This window comes from Faecalimonas umbilicata (assembly GCF_042846195.1).
GTDB lineage: Bacteria > Bacillota > Clostridia > Lachnospirales > Lachnospiraceae > Faecalimonas > Faecalimonas umbilicata.
On sequence record NZ_AP031411.1, the window covers coordinates 2005034 to 2025851 of the forward strand.

General features: G+C 41.4%; 24 protein-coding genes. 4 read left to right on the forward strand and 20 right to left on the reverse strand.

The window, feature by feature from the left end; genetic code table 11:
- Window positions 1-38 precede the first annotated feature (38 nt).
- From ACGG81_RS09545 to ACGG81_RS09565, 5 genes are all read right to left on the reverse strand, one after another.
- Window positions 39-1190 (reverse strand): Gfo/Idh/MocA family protein, encoded by a 1152-nt coding sequence (locus ACGG81_RS09545; protein ID WP_390108040.1) that lies wholly within the window; start codon window positions 1188-1190, stop codon window positions 39-41.
- Window positions 1191-1426: 236 nt separating this feature from the next.
- Window positions 1427-3115 carry a phosphoenolpyruvate carboxykinase (ATP) gene (locus ACGG81_RS09550; RefSeq protein ID WP_390108043.1) on the reverse strand — a complete coding sequence of 563 codons (1689 nt, stop codon included), beginning with the start codon at window positions 3113-3115 and terminating at the stop codon, window positions 1427-1429.
- Window positions 3116-3369: 254 nt separating this feature from the next.
- Window positions 3370-4386, reverse strand: coding sequence for a glycosyltransferase (locus ACGG81_RS09555; protein WP_318265147.1), 1017 nt, complete (start codon window positions 4384-4386; stop codon window positions 3370-3372).
- Complete coding sequence (locus ACGG81_RS09560; protein ID WP_016438403.1) at window positions 4289-5542, reverse strand: glycosyltransferase family 4 protein; 1254 nt, start codon at window positions 5540-5542, stop codon at window positions 4289-4291. The genes ACGG81_RS09555 and ACGG81_RS09560 overlap by 98 nt, the downstream gene beginning before the upstream one ends.
- A 19-nt stretch (window positions 5543-5561) precedes the next feature.
- Complete coding sequence (locus ACGG81_RS09565; protein WP_390108046.1) at window positions 5562-6161, reverse strand: TVP38/TMEM64 family protein; 600 nt, start codon at window positions 6159-6161, stop codon at window positions 5562-5564.
- Between the two features lie 272 nt (window positions 6162-6433).
- On the opposite strand from ACGG81_RS09565, the gene ACGG81_RS09570 reads away from it, so the two are divergent.
- Entirely contained in the window at window positions 6434-6883 is a 450-nt protein-coding gene (locus ACGG81_RS09570) for a GNAT family N-acetyltransferase (RefSeq protein WP_009262303.1), read from the forward strand.
- An 82-nt stretch (window positions 6884-6965) separates the two neighbouring features.
- On the opposite strand, the gene ACGG81_RS09575 is transcribed toward ACGG81_RS09570, so the two are convergent.
- Window positions 6966-7253: a YerC/YecD family TrpR-related protein gene (locus tag ACGG81_RS09575; protein ID WP_008975006.1), complete on the reverse strand. Its 288-nt coding sequence runs from the start codon at window positions 7251-7253 to the stop codon at window positions 6966-6968.
- An 89-nt stretch (window positions 7254-7342) separates the two neighbouring features.
- Window positions 7343-8068 carry a phosphatase gene (locus ACGG81_RS09580; RefSeq protein WP_008975005.1) on the reverse strand — a complete coding sequence of 242 codons (726 nt, stop codon included), beginning with the start codon at window positions 8066-8068 and terminating at the stop codon, window positions 7343-7345.
- Between the two features lie 210 nt (window positions 8069-8278).
- Here ACGG81_RS09580 and ACGG81_RS09585 point away from each other — a divergent pair, with 210 nt between their 5' ends.
- A complete protein-coding gene (locus ACGG81_RS09585) occupies window positions 8279-8584 on the forward strand; it encodes a hypothetical protein (protein WP_117501101.1) in 306 nt (101 codons plus the stop codon).
- A 6-nt stretch (window positions 8585-8590) separates the two neighbouring features.
- Entirely contained in the window at window positions 8591-9067 is a 477-nt protein-coding gene (locus tag ACGG81_RS09590; protein ID WP_009262306.1) for a hypothetical protein, read from the forward strand.
- Window positions 9068-9176: 109 nt separating this feature from the next.
- Here ACGG81_RS09590 and ACGG81_RS09595 read toward each other — a convergent pair whose 3' ends face one another.
- The 10 genes from ACGG81_RS09595 to ACGG81_RS09640 all read right to left on the reverse strand — a co-directional run bounded on the left by ACGG81_RS09595 (window position 9177) and on the right by ACGG81_RS09640 (window position 17029).
- Entirely contained in the window at window positions 9177-9470 is a 294-nt protein-coding gene (locus ACGG81_RS09595) for a DUF2325 domain-containing protein (protein WP_008975002.1), read from the reverse strand.
- A 27-nt stretch (window positions 9471-9497) separates the two neighbouring features.
- Window positions 9498-9929 carry a flavodoxin gene (locus tag ACGG81_RS09600; protein ID WP_390108051.1) on the reverse strand — a complete coding sequence of 144 codons (432 nt, stop codon included), beginning with the start codon at window positions 9927-9929 and terminating at the stop codon, window positions 9498-9500.
- 57 nt (window positions 9930-9986) lie between these two features.
- Window positions 9987-10580, reverse strand: coding sequence for a DUF3793 family protein (locus ACGG81_RS09605; RefSeq protein ID WP_390108054.1), 594 nt, complete (start codon window positions 10578-10580; stop codon window positions 9987-9989).
- A gap of 180 nt (window positions 10581-10760) precedes the next feature.
- On the reverse strand, window positions 10761-12800 hold the full coding sequence (locus tag ACGG81_RS09610; RefSeq protein WP_390110379.1) for a heavy metal translocating P-type ATPase: 2040 nt from the start codon (window positions 12798-12800) through the stop codon (window positions 10761-10763).
- 153 nt (window positions 12801-12953) lie between these two features.
- On the reverse strand, window positions 12954-13277 hold the full coding sequence (locus ACGG81_RS09615; protein ID WP_009262311.1) for a DUF6110 family protein: 324 nt from the start codon (window positions 13275-13277) through the stop codon (window positions 12954-12956).
- A gap of 211 nt (window positions 13278-13488) precedes the next feature.
- Entirely contained in the window at window positions 13489-13956 is a 468-nt protein-coding gene (locus ACGG81_RS09620; RefSeq protein ID WP_008974999.1) for a transcriptional repressor, read from the reverse strand.
- A gap of 32 nt (window positions 13957-13988) precedes the next feature.
- Window positions 13989-14126 (reverse strand): FeoB-associated Cys-rich membrane protein, encoded by a 138-nt coding sequence (locus ACGG81_RS09625; protein WP_008974998.1) that lies wholly within the window; start codon window positions 14124-14126, stop codon window positions 13989-13991.
- Window positions 14127-14230: 104 nt separating this feature from the next.
- The gene (gene feoB / locus ACGG81_RS09630; protein WP_390108058.1) at window positions 14231-16414 is read right to left on the reverse strand and encodes a ferrous iron transport protein B; all 2184 of its coding nucleotides are present in this window, start codon (window positions 16412-16414) and stop codon (window positions 14231-14233) included.
- A 96-nt stretch (window positions 16415-16510) separates the two neighbouring features.
- Entirely contained in the window at window positions 16511-16732 is a 222-nt protein-coding gene (locus ACGG81_RS09635) for a ferrous iron transport protein A (protein ID WP_008974995.1), read from the reverse strand.
- Between the two features lie 87 nt (window positions 16733-16819).
- Window positions 16820-17029, reverse strand: a complete 210-nt coding sequence (locus ACGG81_RS09640; RefSeq protein WP_009262314.1) for a ferrous iron transport protein A — start codon at window positions 17027-17029, stop codon at window positions 16820-16822.
- Between the two features lie 244 nt (window positions 17030-17273).
- Here ACGG81_RS09640 and ACGG81_RS09645 point away from each other — a divergent pair, with 244 nt between their 5' ends.
- Complete coding sequence (locus ACGG81_RS09645; protein WP_008974993.1) at window positions 17274-17648, forward strand: metal-dependent transcriptional regulator; 375 nt, start codon at window positions 17274-17276, stop codon at window positions 17646-17648.
- 78 nt (window positions 17649-17726) lie between these two features.
- Here ACGG81_RS09645 and ACGG81_RS09650 read toward each other — a convergent pair whose 3' ends face one another.
- Genes ACGG81_RS09650 through ACGG81_RS09660 form a run of 3 tightly spaced genes read right to left on the reverse strand, consistent with a single transcriptional unit; the run spans window position 17727 to window position 20815 of the window.
- On the reverse strand, window positions 17727-18428 hold the full coding sequence (locus tag ACGG81_RS09650) for a YoaK family protein (RefSeq protein ID WP_009262315.1): 702 nt from the start codon (window positions 18426-18428) through the stop codon (window positions 17727-17729).
- 48 nt (window positions 18429-18476) lie between these two features.
- Entirely contained in the window at window positions 18477-19613 is a 1137-nt protein-coding gene (nspC, locus tag ACGG81_RS09655) for a carboxynorspermidine decarboxylase (protein ID WP_009262316.1), read from the reverse strand.
- Window positions 19613-20815: a saccharopine dehydrogenase family protein gene (locus tag ACGG81_RS09660; protein ID WP_009262317.1), complete on the reverse strand. Its 1203-nt coding sequence runs from the start codon at window positions 20813-20815 to the stop codon at window positions 19613-19615. Before ACGG81_RS09660 ends, nspC begins: the two co-directional genes overlap by 1 nt.
- Window positions 20816-20818 lie beyond the last annotated feature (3 nt).

A 20818-nucleotide genomic window follows, 5' to 3' on the forward strand; every position in this document is an offset into this window, starting at 1 on the left:
GGTATTATTTGTCCAAATGTTGGATTTCAAAATTTTATCTAAAATCCATAAAAAATGTGTTCTTCTTTTCCATTCTCCGCCGCTTTCTTCGCAGCAAGACAAGCAGCTGCACTTGCAAGCCCTGCACATAAATCCGACCTGCTCTCCTTCCCTTCCAGAACATCTACATAAGCTTTTGCAAGCTGCTCATCTCCCCCAAAATGTACCAAGCCTTCTGGATATGTAAACCTATGTTCTGCACTGTGTTTTGCATCATAATAGTCTACTCGAAGTGTCGCTGTATAAAAGTCAAATTCTGCACTTGCTTTCGACCCTATAAAGCGCGCTCCCCGTCGTCCAGCATTATTTTTGACAAAAAATGTCTGGTGATAAGAAATAATCGTTCCATCTTCACAAGTGAAAATCGCCGCTCCTACATCCTCATTTCCAGTATCTTTTGCAAAACAGCAATATTTCCCGGTAGGTTCCTCTTTCCGCTCTGTTTTCACAACAAAGCTACTTTCCGGACAGGTATGATATTCGCTGCAATCCTCACAGCAAAGCCCTGCCTCTTTTTCTCCTTTGAAATACATTTTTGCAGTCTTTGCCACAACACTCACCGGACGTTTCCCCAAAATGTAAGTAATATAATCCATGTCATGTGTTGATTTCTGTAAAAACAGTCCTCCCGTCAGGGAATCATCCCGATACCAGCTATGATAGTAAACACTGCCATACGGCACATGATTCGTTGCTTGTACGGACAGAACTTCTCCCAGTTCTCCACTATCCACTAATTTTTTCATTTCTTTTACAATACAAGTAAACCTAAGCGGAAAGGATACAACTGTCTGTCCGCGCATCCCTTCCGATGCATGTAGCAGGCGCTGGTACTGTTCTTCATTAATGCAAACTGGTTTTTCTAAAAACAATGGTATCTTTTTCTGAAATACCAACTCCGCATATTTCGTATGTTGATTGCAGCGTGTTCCGATCAGCACACCATCTAACCTTTCTTTTTCCAACATCTCTTCCGCTGTTTCATAAAAAACAGTCTGTGCAAATTCTGCTGTCTGTGCAAATGCTTTCTGCTTCTGGCACCAAAGTGGATCTGCAACTGCAGCAACCTGAACTGGTGCTTGGATTCCTTGAAATGCTTTCATCATCGTTTCACTTCGCAAACCATATCCTATAATCCCTAATTTCTTCAATCTTATTTCCTTCTTCCTTAAAATTTCTTTTCTATTTTTTCTGTTGATACTTATTATCACCGGAACCACACTCTCCGTCAATAAAAAATCCTGATGCATTGACAAAAATGTTACCTTTCACTTCTCTTTCCAAAAATAGTCAAAAAAATACCCTGACCTCCTCTCTTTTCTAAGGTATGGCCAGAGTATCTTCATGAAATCATTTATTCTTTTTTCGAACAGTCAACTGGCAATATCTAAATTTCTGCTACCAGTTTTTTCAGTGCTTCCAATGCTTCCTCCGGAAGTTTGTCGTATCCGTCTTTGTTTACGGCAAATCCTTCTACTGCATTGACACGATTCTGCATTGCATTCTTTAACTGTGCCTTGTACTCTTCGTCATTCAGATTTGGAACAAATCCTTCCCATTCCATGATCTCAATGTCTTCAAAAGCTCCCCACTGTTTGAATTCTGCTTTTCCTTCTACAATTGCTTCTAAGATTCCAAGTGTATCTTTTGGCTGTACTTTCTTGCCCATGAAGTCACCTGTATTGACGATATAGCAGTCTACATTCTTTTCTTCCACTAATTTTTTGAACTTCTCATAATCATTTATCAGTGGATATGTTCTAAATGGGTTTGCATATGGAACGATACGGAGTGCATTTAAGTCTGTTCCTGCTGCAACACGCTCTGCTGTGGATGTCTTTGTTGCAAGTGTCGCTCCCATTACGGATGCAAGTGCAGCTCCTTTTAATTTTACTACCGGCGGAATAGTAGGATCTTTCATGATCCAGAAGATTGCATTTACCGGAGCATCGATCTTATATACACGGTTCGGTGACCATAATTTTGACTTGATTGCACGTCCGTTACCATTTCTGATATCTTCTGTCACTAACTGGATATGTCCTTCTTCGTCCATAGTAGCAGAACAGTTCTGAGCAGATAATAAATACTGATTATCCGGGCATCCAGTTGGGTAATCTGCCGTCTTATCAAAATAAGTCGGTTCTAATGCTACCGAAGAACATGTGTCTGTATTGATAATAAATGCATCATCATGTAATACTGTAATCGGATATTTTCCACCATGTTTTGCATGTGTCAGTGTAGATTTACCTGATCCGGAAAGTCCGAATACAGATGCTACGAACTTAGAACCATCTGCAAGTGTGTATTCTTTCTGTCCACCATGGCAGGAAGCATATCCGTTTCTATTTGCGATTGCCCATGCCATTGTCAATGTTCCTTTTTTATGCTCTCCGAAATATCTCATACCTAAGATACATGCGCAGTTCTCTGCAGTATCAAAATAGCATAAGGTCAGCGGATCACTCAGACAGCTGAAATCTACGTCTGGTCTTTCCTGTGGAATCCACTGTGGATCTGAGAAAATATAAATATCCGGTTCTTTTCCCTCTCCGACTGGTTTTGATTTCTTATACATTTTCACATATTCATCTGACATGTACTGGAAGTTGAGCATCCAGTTGTACATGATATTCTCTTCGCCTTCCGGAATCAGAAGATGTGCTTTTACCATGAATTCTGGGTCAAGACCTACGAATACTTCTGCGTGGTACATTGTTTTCCAACGTGATTCATAGATAGCATCCATCGCTACTTTGTCAAGCTTTGCAGAATCTACTCCCGGCTCTCCTTTGATCCGGCGAGCTGCTGCGTAACGTCCTGTTACTGCTCCGTCATTGAATAAAAGAACTTTTGCATCTTTCTCAAGACCAAATTCTTCTCCTCTATATACAGGCATATCTGTCACGATTGTTCCTGGTGAATTTTTTGCTAACTCATAAGCTTCTTTTAAAGTGTTTACTTTCACTACATTGTTTCCATAAAATGCAGCTTCGATGATAGAACGTGTTTTTGAAAAACCTGGTTTTCCAGCACCGATTTCGTTAATTGGATAATAAGCTTTTGTTGACATATTCGATATCCTCCTTAAATTCCGAATTTGCATTCATTATCTCATTTTGTTTTCAAAATGTCAATCTTTTTATTGAAATTTTACAATTTTTATCATTCATTTATACCTCATTTTTTTGTTGAATTTATTGAAAAACTAAGAAAAATGCAGGATTATTTTTATTTTCCTGCATTTTTATCGTATCTCGTGTGTTTTTGTCCTTTATTTACATGGCACTCACATAGTATTATGCAATTTATTTGTTAAAAAATTCACTATGCATTCTTTTTGCAAAGTGCACTGTAATAATATTTCAATTTTTTCGCCTGACAGAGCACATCCCTCTCCTTTGCTCTCATTCTACCACTATCTATCAAAAGAGGTATCTGACACTGCAATATCTGATGGACACGCACCCAGAATTCATCGTTATTTTTACATTTATACACATCCCGCCCATCCTCAAGCCAGTTTTTATAAACCGGAATATCTCTTAAAATAACCGGAATCTGCGAGGAGAGTGCTTCCAGTACAACAATTCCTTCTGTCTCCTCATACGATGGAAATAAAAAGAGATCACAACTGCTGTACGCCTTCTTTAACTCTTCCTTTGGTACATATCCTGCAAATGTCAGATTCGGCAAATCCGTGTGAATCGCATCTCTGACCTTCTTTGGAATCTGAAGTTCTGGTGTATATCCAAACCAAATAAACTGATACTCCGGCATTCTCCCTGCCAGTTCCACAAAGTCAAGAATTCCTTTTCGTTCAAAGTACAGCCCAACCGACATTACAATCTTGTCCTCGTTGCGAAATCCATATTTTCTTCGAAAAGACTCTCGATCCAGTACATTTTTCTGGAATTCACAAGTATCCACTCCGTTTGAAATCACTTCTATCGGATTCTTGATCCCATATCCGTTCAATAGCGATTTTGAATATTCCGTCGGTGTCAGGATCAAATCTGCCATCTGATAACATTTCATGATCCACCATTTAAAAAGAGGCGCCGTCAGATTGGATCCCACAAAGGAGTTTCGAAAATCTTCCTTTGTCGAATGGGCATGATACACTACTTTCTTTCCTTCTCTTTTTGCCTTCTTTGCCATATGATAATCACTTGGAAATACCGTATTTAGATGCACAATATCAAAATCTTCCCGAGGATCACAGGTCAGTTCTACCTGCTCCGACTTAAGAGCATTTTTTTGCATGGACATTGCACGTCCGACTCCACTTCTCGACACAATCTTCTCGTTTTTCGCATAAAGCAATACTTTCATTTCTCTCATATTCTCCTCTCCATACTTCCTTTTGATACAGATTCAGTACCATATTTCCAAACTGCTCTGTCCCGAATTTCCGTGCGTTGTTCCGGCTATGCTCCACTGCCTTTTCCATCCATAAAGGCTCCTTTAAGATACGGCTGACGATCTCTGAAAATTCGTTTAAGTTCTCGTAAGAATAACCATTTCCGCCTTCCTCAAGTACCCCGTACAGGCAGGCATCTTTCCTGCACACAAGCGGTAATCCACTCGCCATCGCCTCTATATAGGTAAGTCCCTGTGTCTCACTTGTCGATGCACAGACAAAAAGATCTCCTAACTGATAATAATTTGCTATATCTTCCGGTGCTGCCATCCCAGTAAATTTTACATAAGTTCCAAGTCGAAGTTTCTCTGTCAGTTCCTCCAGACTTGCTCTCGCTGGTCCATCCCCGACAATCAGCAGCCGCACATTTTCCCCATGTTTGACCAAATGACACATTCCATAAATTAATTCATCGACTCGTTTTTCAAATCCAAGTCTTCCAAGACTTAACAACACCCTCGCCTCCTGTGGAATATCATACTTGATCCGAATCTGTTTGATTTTTTCCTCCTCACACGGTTGCTGAAATTTATCGAGACAGATTCCTGATGGAATCACCGCAATTTCACTCTCTGTCAATCCATATTCTCTGAGCGTACGTTCCACCTTCTTTGTTGGAGCAATCACAGCATCTACACAAGACAGTCGCATTTTCATCCATTTTCCAAGCATCTCTCGACTTACGTTTTTTCCAAACGGAACATACTCTGTATACTGCTCATACAACGTATGATAAGTATGCAGCAATATTGCTCCTGTTTTCCTTGCAATTCGTTTTGCAAAGCCAAAACTAAAAAATTCACACTGACTGTGAATGACATCTGGATTCCACTCGATAATCTCCTGCACATATGCCCTGCCCCGCGATACTGGAATTCGCACATCCGGATAGATTTTTGCCGGAACAGAACGAATATAGTACACATTTTCCATCTGATAGGTACTGCATGTATCTGACACTGCAAGAATCTTTACCTCGTGTCCGTTCTTCTCTAATTCCCTCTCCAAATTCAAGACAGATGTCACGACACCGTTGATTGCAGGCCTAAACAAATCTGTTGTAATAAGTATCTTCATAATGCTCTCCTCCTTCTGTCTATATCAACTGCAAACCACTGATCCACGTTCCCGCATAGACAAGTGCCAGACTATAGATGGCAATCGATCCTGGTTTTCCAAGTAAAATAATGGCAGAAAACCGCTTCCATGACATCTTTGTAAGTCCCGCCAACATACACAGAAAATCATCCGGCGCACATGGAAAGAAAATCGCAACTGCAAAAAACTTATCAAATTTCTTTCCTTTTTCAAGCCATTGTGCATATTTTTCATATGTTTCTTCTTTGACAAAATATTTTACAAAACACTGTCCATACCGCCTTGCAAGATAAAAATTAATCATCGATCCAATCACGATCCCGATATAATTGTATAGAAGTCCCATCCATGGTCCAAACAAGATCACACCTGCTGCACAGGAAATCCCGCCAGGGATAATCGGAACTACCACTTGCACCATCTGAATGAAGATAAAGAACAGTGGTCCAAAGATTCCTCCCCGCTCTATCAACATTTCCATCTTCGTCCGGTCTGTAAACAGTCCGTTCTGCATTCCGTATATTACAAACAATACCATTGCTGTTATGCTGACTGCTGTTAAAAAATGAATCGTATATCTCACTGATCGCTTACTCACCTACATACCCCCTTTTGTATACTCCTTATCATATCAGCATAAATTTAAGTTATCTTGAGGGGATTATTAAGAAAAATGAAAGATTTTCTTTGGATATTCAAAATACAATCCGACCTTTATTTTTTATAGATTTTATCTGGTTTTCATTTCTTTCATCTGCGTTTTATGATACAATCTACAAAACAGCGAATCATGAAACTTTTTGTTTTACCTGATTGCCAACAGCAATGTAGTAATGCACATGTAATAACAGTAGAATAAAGGAGTTTTTTATGATAGAGATAAAAAAAGTCACTACAAACAAGAAACAATATCTGCCTCTTCTGCTCCTTGCAGATGAGCAGGAGGATATGATTGATCGCTATCTGGAACGTGGTACTATGTACATACTGGACGACAATGGAGTCAAAGGGGTCTGTGTTGTCACCGATGAAGGTGATGGTATTCTGGAGATAAAAAACATTGCAACGGATTCACATTTCCACCGGAAAGGCTATGGCAGAATGCTGATCAAATTTATAGAGGAAACCTACCACAATCAGTATTCCATCCTCCAGGTTGGTACCGGAGACAGTCCGCTTACCATTCCATTTTATGAAGCCTGCGGATTTGTCCGCTCCCATGCAGTAAAAGATTTTTTTGTTAAAAACTACGACCATACGATCTATGAATGCGGCATTCAGTTAAAAGATATGATTTATCTTCGAAAAAACCTCTTATAGAACTAAAAAAAGAAGCAAAAACCATTGCAAGATTCTCTCCTGCAAGGCTTTTGCTTCTCTTATTCCGTTCTTTTTTCTCTTTCTATTCTCCGATACGCTCAAATACCATATCGTATCCATCATTTCCATAGTTCAATGACCGATTGACACGGCTGATCGTCGCTGTAGATGCGCCGGTCTTCTCGGCGATCTCCAAATATGTCTTCTGTTCCCGAAGCATCTTGGCCACCTCAAAACGCTGTGATAATGACATTAACTCATTAATCGTACAGATATCTTCAAAGAAAGTGTAACACTCGGCTTTATCTTTCAAACTCAAAATTGCATCAAACAATAGATCTGTCGCTTCCGTCCTAATCTGCTTACTCATTCTTTTCTCTCCTTTGTCAGACTCTTATCTGTCCTCTATTTTATCACAGTAAATTTGTAAAGTCCACTGATTTTTTCATCTGACAACTCCTATCCCTTTGGACATCTTCCTATATATTTTTTCAATTTCTCTATTGACGTATTGACGATCAGTTCCTCCGGGAATCCACATTCTCGTACAACTTCCAGAGAATAACGCACATTTCCCACATCACTATCTACATGTGCATCACTGGCAAGTGTCACAGGTACTTTATATTTTTTGCAAAGTTCCAAAATCGTATGTTGATTCTCACGCGCATTCTGACGGAACCCTCCCGGTGTCAGAGAGGAGTTATTCACCTCTAAGATTTTTCCATACTTTGCAGCAGCCTCCACGATTTTTTCATAATCTACCGGGATCCTTCCGTCGTCGGGATGCCCGATGATATTCACATACGGATTTTCCATCACTTTTAAATAAGCTTCCGTATATGTTTCCTTAGTTGCACCTTTTGCAAAACATGGAAGATGCAGACTTGCAATGACAAGATCCATCTCTTTTAACAGTGCTTCTGAAAGATCAATTGTTCCATCTGCATCTAAAATATTTAACTCCACACCAAAAAGCATCTCCACTCCCGACATTTGCCGCGGAATCACTTTTAAATTAGAAAAATAAAATGGATGACAGGTTCCCGGCATCGTTGGAGCATGTTCTGTAATCGCAAGTCCTTGCAATCCCTTCTTTGCAGCTGCCGATGCCATTTCACGAATCGTACAGTATGCATGTCCGCTCGCAATCGTATGTGAATGTGTATCTATTGCAATCTTCATAATACTTCCTCTTTTCTATCTCGATTTTTTTATTTTTGCTCATTGTTCTTACCTGCGTTCTCTCTTGACAATTTTTATTATACCATCGCCTTTCTGCATTTGAAAACATAATTTTTCTCCTTTCCGCTCATACTATTTATGATATCTTTTCTATCTTTAAAAAAATTATTACCGAATATCAACGACTTACAGACGGGAAAGGAGTTTTTTATGAAACCAATTACTGAACAATCTGCAAAAGGCGGTACAGCTGCACCTGCCGGAAAAATCTGTTCTGATACTCAGCCAATTTCCGAACAAACACTAACCAATCAAGAGATCATTGACTCTTACGATTATCTTTCTTCTGCAGCTTCTGCATGGGACTGCACAGGACTGATCCCTTCTGCACCGTCCTCCTCTGCTGAACTGGAATCCTATGAGGCAATCTATCCGTTTGAACCTCCTAAACTGGATTCGAATGAGAGTGGTGCCACAAAATATTCTTCTGCATATACTGGTGAAAAACAGGAGTAATATTTTATGCCTAACTTTTCTTTTGTCCCGCTGGAAGGAACGATTCAAAACATTCGTCCTTTCGGCGATGAATGTTGCAGCTCCCTTGTCACTTTGCAGACATCTGAAGGTACTGTCACAGTTGTCGTATCAAGTGATACGTATGTCATCAGTGAAGTACGCCTTCGCCGCGGCATGACTGTCGCGGCTTTTTACGATGCCCAGGTTCCTGTTCCACTTATCTATCCTCCTCAGTACCGTGCTGTCATCCTTGGGAGAAAGCAGCCAAATGAAACGATCACCGTAGACTATTTTGATGAAACTCTCACAAACAATGACAATACACTAAAACTAAATGTTTCCCCCGCCACCGACATCGTCGGATCAAATGGGCAGCCATTCCGCTGCTCTCTTGCGGATCGCCTTTTGATCGTCTATTACACAAATGCCACGAAAAGCATTCCCGCTCAGATCGTCCCGAGGAAGATTATTGTTATGTGCTGACTTCCTTGCACAAAACTCTGTTTTGATCCGCTATGGCACGAAACACAATGCAAAAGGCGGCAGTTACTTCTGCCGCCTACAACTACTTTTTTCTTTTTTTACCATCCTCTTAGCAAACAGAAGAAGCACATACATTCTCAAGAATCTCTGTCAATGCACTCTTGCTGCTTGTATGACATCGCACAATGTCTGCGTTGCATTTCTCTGCTTCTGCAACTGCACAGCGTACCATCTTGTGAGATACGGTATTCGTAAACAAGATCAGCAGATCTGGAGTGCCAATCTGTTCACTTAGATTTGCAGACATCTGTGTAAATACTTTCGCTTTACACTTATACCCTTTACATATTTTTTTATACTGACAAACCATCCGGTCATGGCCTCCTACAATTACAACGCTCATCTTTCTGTCCTTTCTTTTCTCTTCTGTCTACAAAGCTGCAAGATTTTTCCCGAGCTCTTCACACCTTTCCAATGCCTCCTGATCCGGTGTCTCCTGACAGATCACACCTTCTCCTCCGATGACATTTGCTCCCGCCTGCTGCATACGCGCTTCCCAGTCTCTCATCCATTCTCCATCTCCCCATCCGTAAGAACCAAACAAGCCAACTGTCTTTCCTTTCACAAATGCTTCCAATGTTTCCACAAAAGGCTCCATCTCTGATTCTTCCAGCACTTCCGCCCCCATCGCCGGGCAGCCAAGTGCAAACACTGCCTCTTCCTTTAATTCTTCTGGTGAGATGCTTCCCACCTCTACAACCGCACTTTCTTTTCCTTCTGAACGGATTCCCCTTGCGACCGCTTCAGCCATCGCCTCTGTATTTCCTGTCTGTGACCAATATACTACATAAATTTTATCCATGATCTTCCTCCTTATCTTTTCCTTGTCTCTGCTTCTTTTTTCATCGACAATGTATTTTTATGCCACACATCCCCGGACTAGTTCTTCTATCCGAATTCCTCTGGCAACCGCTTGGATTAATGCTTCTTTTGCCTCTTCAAATGCCTGAAACAGGCAAATCTTCTCTCCCATATTCGTGTATACTTTCCAATATCCTGCATAAAGATAATTTTTGCCTTTCTGCTCTATAAATCCTGTGACATCATCGAGCGGATATCCAAGAAGCAGACCCATCTCATGCGGAAACACTCCTCCTGCTGTCATATAAGATTCGTAACGTTTCTGAAAGGTATACAAAATAGCTCCTAATGTCAGCTGCTCATATCCTTCTTTCTGAAAGAAATCCCTCATCTTTGGATGTTCTATCACTTGTTCTAGATCTTTTCTGCGATATAGGAGATACGTGATCTTTTCTGTCGTCCGAAGTAGCCGGAAATAAGAGATTCCTGAGTGCTTCAAAACTATTTTTACTGCTGTTTCATTCTCCGCTGGAATGATAAAAAGATTAGAAACTTTCAGTCCCATGATCAATGGTGCGCATTGCAGAGCAAGCTGTGTTTCGATCTTTTTGAAATCCATCCCCTTCACAAGTTCAAATATTTCCTGACTCATGTTTCCTCCTTCTCTTGTTAGTTATTTCTAATTTATGTTTATATTATCTAATTCAAGTTGATTCGTCAATACTTTTATTGATCTATTTTTCTCAATAATCTTTCCGTTAAAAAAAGAAGTATCCTGCCATTTGCACAGACAGCAAGGATACTTCTTATCTCTCACACGCTTTTTGATATGCTATTCCATTAAATTTTTCATACTATCCAGCCCAATGAATAGTGTTGATGTATTATGAAACAATGCAGAGGCTGTCGGCTGCAGAATTCCTGCCACTCCAAGGGCAATGAGTGCAGCGTTAATTCCAACAATCCGTCGATAATTTCTTCCAATCCGCTGCATCAATCTGTCACTGAGTCTCTTCAACAAAACAAGTTCATACAAGTTATCTGCACTGATTGTAATGTCCGCAATCTCCCTTGCAAGCTCTGCGCCGTCACTGATTGCAATGCCGACATCTGCCGCTGACAGCGCCGGAGAATCATTGATGCCATCTCCAATCATAATAACTTTCTTTCCTTTTGCTCTCTCCTTCTCCACAAATCTCGCTTTCTCCTCCGGAAGCACCTCCGAATCATAATCATCCACGCCCACTCTTTTCGCAATGGAAGCTGCTGTCCGTTCACTGTCCCCAGTCATCATAACAATATTTGCAATCCCCTCCTCTTTTAGCAGGCGGATCACTTCCACTGCTTCGTCCCGCAGAGGATCTTCGATGCGGATCACTGCTGCAAGTTCCTGTTCCATCGCGAGATAGAGATGTGAGTATTCCCCGGAAAGACTCTCAAAAAGTTCTTCTTTTCCTTCTGGAATCCGACACTTCTCATCTTCAAATACAAAATGATAGCTTCCTATCACCGCTCGCTTTCCTTCAATCTCTGTTGAGATTCCATGGGCTACCATATACTCTACTTTGGAATGCATTTCTTCATGTTCCAGATTCCGCTTCTTGGCCGCATACACAACCGCTTTGGCCATGGAATGTGGAAAGTGCTCTTCCATACATGCCGCCACTCTTAACAGTTCATCCGGATCATCTCCATTAAACGATATGACGTCCACAACCGTCGGATGAGCTTTTGTGAGCGTTCCTGTCTTATCAAAAACAATCGTGTCTGCTTCTGCAACAGCTTCTAGGTACTTTCCGCCTTTTACAGTCAGATGATATTTGCTCGCCTCACGAATAGCTGATAGTACTGAGATCGGCATTGCCAGCTTCATCGCGCAGGAAAAATCTACCATCAGTACCGAGAGCGCCTTTGTCACATTTCTTGTCAGAAGGTATACTAGTCCTGTGCCTGCAAACGTATATGGAACCAACTGATCCGCCAAATGTTCTGCCTTTCCTTCCAGCGAAGACTTTAACTTCTCGGATGCTTCAATCATCGTCACGATTTTTTCAAATCTGCTCGAACCACCAGTCTTCTCCACACGCAGGGTAATCTCTCCTTCTTCCAATACCGTTCCGGCATAGACAGAATCTTCACTGCTTCTTCTTACTGGAACAGACTCTCCAGTCAACGCAGCTTGATTGATCATAGCCTCTCCTTCTATTACAGTACCGTCAAACGGGATAACGTTTCCCATATGTACAACGATTAAATCTCCTTTTTTTACGGTTGATGCCGCAACAAGGATTTCCTGATCATTCTTTTTTATCCATACTTTTTCTACATTGAGCGACATCATACGCGCAAGGTCATCCACAGACTTTTTATGTGTCCACTCCTCCAGCAATTCTCCGATAGAAAGGAAAAACATAATGGAAGATGCTGTGTCAAAGTCATTTCTCAGAATCGAAACGCCGATGGCAGTCGCATCAAGAACCGGAACTTCTATTTTTCCTTTACACAGTATTTTTAATCCCTGATAAATATATTTGACAGACATTGCAGCCGTATACAGTGCCGTCATCGGATAAGGCAGAAACCACTTACGCATCCATCGGAATAAAATTTTATCTATAATTTTTTCCTGATATGCTGCATTCAGTGCCCTGCCTGATGTCTCAAGTACTTCATTCGGAACAACTACCTTATCATAACAAAAGCTACGCAGCATTTCCAATATTCTACGTCGCTCTCCCTTGTAACGAATGACCGCATCCCCAGTGCGCTCGTATACTTTCGCAGAGATTACTTCACTTTTATTTTCCAGATAATAAAGTAATGTATCCGCCTGTCGGTATGTCATTGTACTTCCCAGAAAATGCACCCGCATTCGTCCCTCTATTTCATGTTTTATCTTAAATCTCACTGTTTACCCCTTTTCCATATGTAGAACAACTAAAAGGAAACACCTGCTGATCCTGTTCGCCTTTTGGCAAGAAATCCGCAAGTGTTCTCTCTGTTAATTCCATCCTGTTCTCTGCAATTAGAGTTCTCTCTTCGTTTCATCATCAGTACAAGTTTCCGACGCAACTTCTTCGACCTCTTCAAATACGTCTTCCTCTTCTTCCGAAGCACGTTTTGCGTTAATCTCCTTTGCTTCCTCGTAAATATCCTCTGCATTCTCCTGGATTGTTGTTGCTGTCTTCATCACACATTCTTTTGCTCTGAGTACTGCTGCGGTACAGTTTGTATACACTTTCTTCGCATCTTTACTCGCAAGCAGCTTTACTCCTGCTGTACCAAACAAAACTCCTGCCGCAAAGATTCCTGTTTTCTTCATGTTAATACATTTAAAACAATCTAACATTTTTATCCCTCCTAGATTTATTTATGTTTGTAGCCTGTGTAGAGTGTCATGAACAGACATGCGACCATTGCCCATGCCCAAAATCTATGGTTTTTCATCTGCCTCTTCCCTCCTACAATATTTTTGTCATTATAATCCTGCCTGCGGATAATTTCCATTATTTTTCTGTTATTGAGAAATTTTATCTTTTAAAGTCCTATCACGATCAGTCTCAAACACAAGACTCAATCACAACTGCTTTTACTTTTTGCGTTCCGATATATCCACAGCTTTTCAGCCCTGCAAGAATCACTTCATTCCAGTTTTTTGATGACAGGTACCGTACAGTATGATCCTCCATCTCAATTCTGCATACTTCTCTGCTGCCATTTTCCTCATCGCAGGCAATTTTATACATATTCTTCCTGCTGATCGCACCAATCTCCTCCAGCTTATTGACAAGACGATATACCGTTGCCGTCCCAATTCCCGGATCAAGCTTAGATGCCCGGTAAAAAATTTCCTTGCAGGAAGAACAGTCTTCTTCCAATATAATATCCAAAAGGATCTGCCTCTGTTGCGTAATCCGGCAGCCTTGCTCCCGAAGTTTCTGAAGAACCATCTCTTTTTTCATCTTTGTCCGCCGATAGTTGCCTGTCTCATTTACTTTTTTAATCTGTCCTGTCATGTTTTGGCTCATACCGTCCTTTCCAAAATGAAAACTATTTCTCTCTAATGGCAGTGCCCACCACAATGTTTACAATCTCCGCCACAGTGAAGTGATTTTCCATTTTTCTTATCTTTTACCATGCTTCTCACTGCGAGCGCTACTAACCCTACAACGATCATTCCTGCAACAATTGTTCCCATATTCCTTCCTCCTTTTTAATAATTTTTCAGTTTATACCCTATCTCTTTGCTATGAAAAAAGACTGCCTCAGAGAACTCCTCCGAACCGGCAGTCTTTCTTATTTCTATTTTGCACCTGCCATTGCTTTCATATTGACATGAAGTGTCTTACTTTCTTTATATGGACGTACAAGCAGATACATAAATCCAATCACAAGTAAACATGCGACTGCTGTGGCGATACCAAATGTTCCGGTAGTAATCCAAGTTCCAATCTGGTAAACACAGAGAGAAACAACATACGCCAACAATGTCTGATAACCGACTGCAAACCAAAACCATTTTGCATTGTTCATCTCTCTTTTGATCGCTCCCATCGCTGCAAAGCAAGGAGCGCAAAGCAGATTGAATACCAGGAAAGAATATGCCGCAACTGCTGTCATGCTTCCTGCAAGCGCACCCCATATCTCTGTTCCATCTTCTGCTACTTCCGCAAATCCAAACAAAATACCAAAGGTTCCTACTACATTTTCTTTTGCAATCAGACCCGTTACTGCTGCAACTGCCATCTTCCAGTCTCCCCATCCAAGCGGTGCAAATACTGGTGCGATCACACTTCCTATCTTCGCAAGGATACTGCTGTCAAGCTGTTCTGCTTCCAACATTCCAAAAGAGCCGTCACTCCATCCAAAATTCATCAAAAACCACAGTACGATGGTCGATAGCAAAATAATCGTTCCCGCTTTTTTGATAAAAGAAGATCCTCTTTCCCACATGCTTCTCAACACATTTCCGACTGTCGGCATATGATATGCAGGAAGTTCCATAACAAACGGAGCCGGATCACCCGCAAACATCTTTGTCTTTTTCAGAATAATTCCGGAGCAAATAATCGCCGCAATTCCCACAAAGTAAGCACTCGGCGCTACCCACCAGGCACCGTCAAAGAGCGCCCCTGCAATCAGTGCAATAATTGGAAGCTTTGCTCCACATGGGATAAAAGTTGTTGTCATAATTGTCATTTTTCGATCTCTGTCGTTTTCGATTGTCCTGGATGCCATAATCCCGGGAACTCCGCATCCACTTCCGATCAGCATCGGGATAAATGATTTTCCGGATAAGCCAAACTTGCGGAAAATTCTATCCATAATAAATGCAACTCTCGCCATGTATCCACACGCTTCTAAAAATGCAAGGAAAATAAAGAGCACAAGCATCTGCGGAACAAAACCAAGAACCGCTCCTACACCGGCAACAATTCCATCCAGAATCAATGCCTGCAGCCAGTCTGCACAACCGATTGCATTTAACGCACTTTCTACAAGAACCGGAACACCCGGAACCGAGATTCCAAAAAAGCTCCATCCATCTCCGAATACACCGTCATTTGCCCAATCTGTCGCCCACGTTCCTACTGTCGTCACAGATACATAGTAGACAAGAAACATCACTGCCGCAAAAATAGGCAATGCCAACCATCTGTTTGTCACGATACGATCAATCTTATCGGAAGTTGTCAATTTTTCCTTAGATCCTTTCGTCACACAAGATCCAATGATAGAGGAAATATACGTATATCGTTCATTGGTGATCACGCTCTCTGTGTCATCATCAAACACGTTCTCCATTTCCTGGATTTCTGTACCGACATCCGGAACGCGTTCCATCTGAGATCCAATCTTATCATCTCTTTCTAACAGTTTTATTGCAAAGAAACGTTTCTGTTGTTCTTCTACAATTCCGGTTAGCTTTTCTTCTACTTTTCTAATGATCAGCTCTGCTTCTTTGGAGAACTCATGTACAGGCACCACCGCTTTGTTCTGCCGTGCAAGTCCCACCGCTTTCTCTGCTGCTTTCTTGATGCCGGTTCCTTTCAATGCAGAAATCTCAACAACCTCACATCCAAGTTTTTTGCTGAGCTCCTGAATATGGATACGATCGCCATTCTTCTCCAACACATCAATCATATTGACTGCCATCACAACCGGAATTCCAAGTTCCATCAGCTGCGTGGAAAGATACAGATTCCTCTCAATATTCGTTCCATCCACAATATTTAAAATTGCATCCGGACGCTCCCCGATTAGATAATTTCTTGCCACAACTTCTTCCAGTGTATATGGGGATAAAGAATAAATTCCCGGCAAGTCCATGATCACAACATCTTTATGTCCCTTTAACTTCCCCTCTTTTTTTTCTACCGTAACTCCCGGCCAGTTCCCGACAAATTGGTTGGAACCTGTCAGTGCATTAAACAACGTTGTCTTTCCGCAGTTTGGATTCCCTGCAAGTGCTATTTTTACTGACATACTACTTCTCCTTTTTTCTTATTCCTTTTTTACTAATTTTCTTTGTTTGTTTCACCTTTCTTTCGTTAGCATTCGCTAACCAGTGGGCAAAAAAAATTATTCTACTTCTATCATCTGGGCATCTGCTTTTCTCAGCGACAATTCATATCCTCTGACCGTCACTTCAATCGGATCTCCAAGAGGCGCTACCTTTCTCACAAAAACATCTACCCCTTTTGTAATTCCCATATCCATAATTCTGCGCTTGACCGGTCCCTCCCCTGTCAGCTTTTTTACCTTCACCGTCTTGCCGCAAGGTATCTTGTTCAATGTGTTCATAATTTTTCTCATTCCTTTCTATCAGATCTTATTTTCTAAATCTGTTTTATTCTGCGCTTCTATGACGATTGTTTGTCTCGCAGTGTTTTAAACAATAATTTTATTCGCCATATCTTTCCCAATCGCGATTCGGGCACCTTTGATCTCAACAATCATATTTCCTCCATTTGTAGAAATGACTGTCACAACCCCGCCCGGAACAAATCCAAGATTTTCAAGAAATCGACGTGTTTCTTCTTTTCCCCCGATTCTTATGATCGTGTTCGGTTCATTTACACTTACCATCGTCAGCGGCATACTATCATCTTCTTTCTCTGTTGAAATTGATAAACATTTTCATCTGTTGATTAGTATAATCTAATTACTATTAGTTGTCAATTACTTTTTTGTTTTATTTTTCATTTTATTGATCTCCGTGACAGCTTCGCTCTTCCTCAGTATTTATTTGTATTTTTTTCGCCACTATGTTATACTACTTTCAGTTTCATGTAATTTTTTTAAAGCAAAAATAAATTTCTATTTGGAAAAGGAGGCGAAGATTTTGAGAACTTTTGGAAATGAGTCTGCAGAAAATTACTTGGAAACCATTCTTGTTCTAAGTAAAAAGCTCCCGGTTGTACGCTCTGTCGATATCGCAAACGAACTGGGATTCAAAAAATCCAGTGTCAGTGTCGCTATGAAAAATCTTCGTGAGAAGAAGCATATTACTGTGTCAGAAGCCGGTTTCATTTTCCTGACAGATTCCGGGCGCGAGATTGCAGAGATGATCTATGAACGCCATGAATTTCTGACTGACTGGCTTGTGAAACTAGGTGTATCCGAGGAAATCGCTTCCGAAGATGCATGCCGGATTGAACATGTGATCAGCAGTGAGAGCTTTGAAGCGATTAAGCGTCATATTCCATCTGAGCGATAATTTTAAAAGAGTATTTCTCTATAATAAAAAAGTGTGCCTCACAGGTTAATCTCATGGATTCTCCTGCGAAGCACACTTTTATTTTCTATATACTTTTCTATGCGAAGCCGCTTCCTTTTCTTCTTTCTCTTTGTCGACAAACATCAGAAGAAAGGCTGCTGCAAGAAGTCCCGCACTGACGAGAATCGCTTTTCCATGCAGATATCTGATACAAGCATTTCCAAGCACAGCTCCCATCACAAAACAAATAATAATCCCATAATAGAGCATTCCCTTCTCCACTGCCTTCCAATTTTTTGTACTCCAATATTCACAAAGATTCTGTGTAGCACTCCTCAAATTTCCGATACACATCGTTGTGGCAATTCCCTGCCCGTGAATTTTACGAAAACTTTCCACCTGGATTCCACACGCAAACGAAATTAGACTGTTTGCAACTGTGTTCATGCTCTGTGGAAAAAATGCAACACAAATAAGGACAAATGCCTCTATCAGCACACAAATCTGGCGCCAATGAAAATTCTTCTCATCTGTCTTCATGCGTACGATATCTGCCAATGCGATTCCAACCACAAAAGCACTGATTGGAAACAGATAATGCAGCGCTGCCGTCCAGTTCTTCTCCGCCAACTGAATTCCAAATAGCAAAATATTTCCTGTTTGTGCATTGGCAAATACATGGTCTCTGTAAATATAAGAATAGGCATCCATCAATCCGCCTGACAAAGCAAGCAAAATTCCAAGTTCAATGGATTCTGACATCTGTTTTGAACGTTTCATCTCATCCCCGGCTTTCTTTTCCTTTTATGTGGAACAAAACAATCTATCTTACGAAAGTCTATTTTTGAAATCTTCATAACCGAATGTCCGCACAAGATGTTCTTCTCCTTCTTGATCGCGGAAAACAATCGATGGAAGTGCCATTCCGTTGAACGTATTTGTCTTTACCATCGTATAAAGCGCCATATCTTCAAATACCACACGGCTTCCTTCTGTAAGCGGTTTTTCAAAAGAATAGTCACCGATCACATCTCCTGCAAGACAGGTTGGACCGGCAAATCGGTAAGTATATTGTTTTTCTCCCGGATTGCCTGACTTCTGTACCGGTGGACGGTACGGCATCTCCAGTACATCCGGCATATGACATGCTGCCGATGTATCCAGTATGGCAATCTCCATATTATTATGCACGATTTCCATCACACTTGCAACAAGATCTCCCGCATTTAATACGACTGCCTCTCCTGGTTCCAGGTAAACTTCCAATTGGTATTTTTCTCTCAGACGGCGGATAATCCTCACAAGTCGCTCTCGATCATAATCTGCTCTTGTGATATGATGTCCTCCTCCGAGATTCAACCACTTCATCTGCGGAAGCCACTTTCCAAACTTATCCTCCAGCGCTTCGACCGTCTTCTCCAAATCATCCGAGTTCTGCTCACAGAGCGTGTGCATATGAATTCCATCGAGAAGCGGTACGAGCTCCTCCTCAAATGCTTCTAATGTTGTTCCAAGCCGTGAACCCGGTGCGCATGGGTCGTAAATGGCATGGCCCTCCTGTGTGGAACACTCCGGATTGACACGCAGTCCGATAGATTTTCCCGCATTCTTTGCGCGAATCCCATATTTTCTTACCTGTGCCGGAGAGTTAAATACAAGATCATCTACATACTGGAGCAATTCGTCAAATTCCTCCGCCCGATATGCCGGGGAGAACACATGTGTCTCCCCGCCAAACTCTTCTTTGCCAAGTCTTGCCTCATAAAGACCACTTGCCGTAGTCCCGCAAAGATACTTTCTAAGAAGCGGATAGACAGAAAACATCGAGAATGCTTTTTGCGCCAAAAGGATCTTACATCCACTTTCTTCTGCCACCTGCTTTAAAATCTCAAGATTGTGAAGCAGTCTTCGCTCATCCACAACAAAATATGGTGTACAGACTACTTCCTTCCCCATGCTGCTCATTAGTCCACCAGCACTGGATTGTGAGATTCGATCCATGGAAGTCCCCATGTATTGAGCGCATCCATAAACGGATCTGGATCAAACTCTTCGATGTTATGTACACCCGGTTTGTTCCATTTTCCAGTCATGATCATCATCGCACCAATCATCGCCGGCACTCCAGTTGTATATGCCACAGCCTGCGACCCAACTTCTTTGTAGCATTCTTGATGATCACAAATATTATATAACTGATATGTCTTTTCCTTTCCATCTTTCTTTCCCTGGAAAATACATCCGATATTGGTCTTTCCTTTTGTACGCGGTCCCAGTGAAGAAGGATCCGGAAGGACTGCTTTTAAGAACTGTAACGGGATGATCTCTTTTCCTTCATACATGATCGGCTCGATCGAAGTCATTCCCACATTTTCCAGGCATTTTAAATGTGTCAGATAACTCTGTCCAAATGTCATGAAGAAACGAATTCTCTTGATTCCCGGAATATTTAATGCAAGACTTTCGATCTCCTCATGGTGGAGCAGATACATATCTTTCTCTCCGACTCCATCAAAATTATAAACTCTTTTAATCTCCATCGGCTCTGTCTCTACCCATTTTCCATCTTCCCAGTAAGAACCTTTTGCGGATACTTCGCGAATATTGATTTCCGGATTGAAGTTTGTCGCAAACGGGTACCCATGATCTCCGCCGTTGCAGTCTAAAATATCGATATAGTTGATTTCATCAAATTCATGTTTTAATGCATATGCGGAGAAAACACTTGTCACACCCGGATCAAATCCGCTTCCAAGAAGTGCTGTGATCCCTGCCTTTTCAAAACGTTCTCTGTACGCCCACTGCCAGCTGTACTCAAATTTTGCCGTATCTTCCGGCTCGTAGTTCGCTGTATCTACATAGTGTGTCTTTGTCGCAAGACATGCATCCATGATCGTCAAATCCTGGTATGGAAGCGCAAGATTTAAGACAACATCCGGTTTTTCCTTTTCGATCAGTGCAATCAGTTCTTCCACGTTATCCGCATCTACCTGTGCAGTTGTGATCTTTGTTTTTGTCGTTCCTTCGAGTTTTTCTTTCAGCGCATCGCATTTTGATTTTGTTCTGCTCGCAAGACAAATCTCTTCAAATACCTCACTGTTCTGACAGCATTTATGCACTGCCACTGAAGCAACTCCTCCACATCCTACAATCAACACTTTACCCATTTT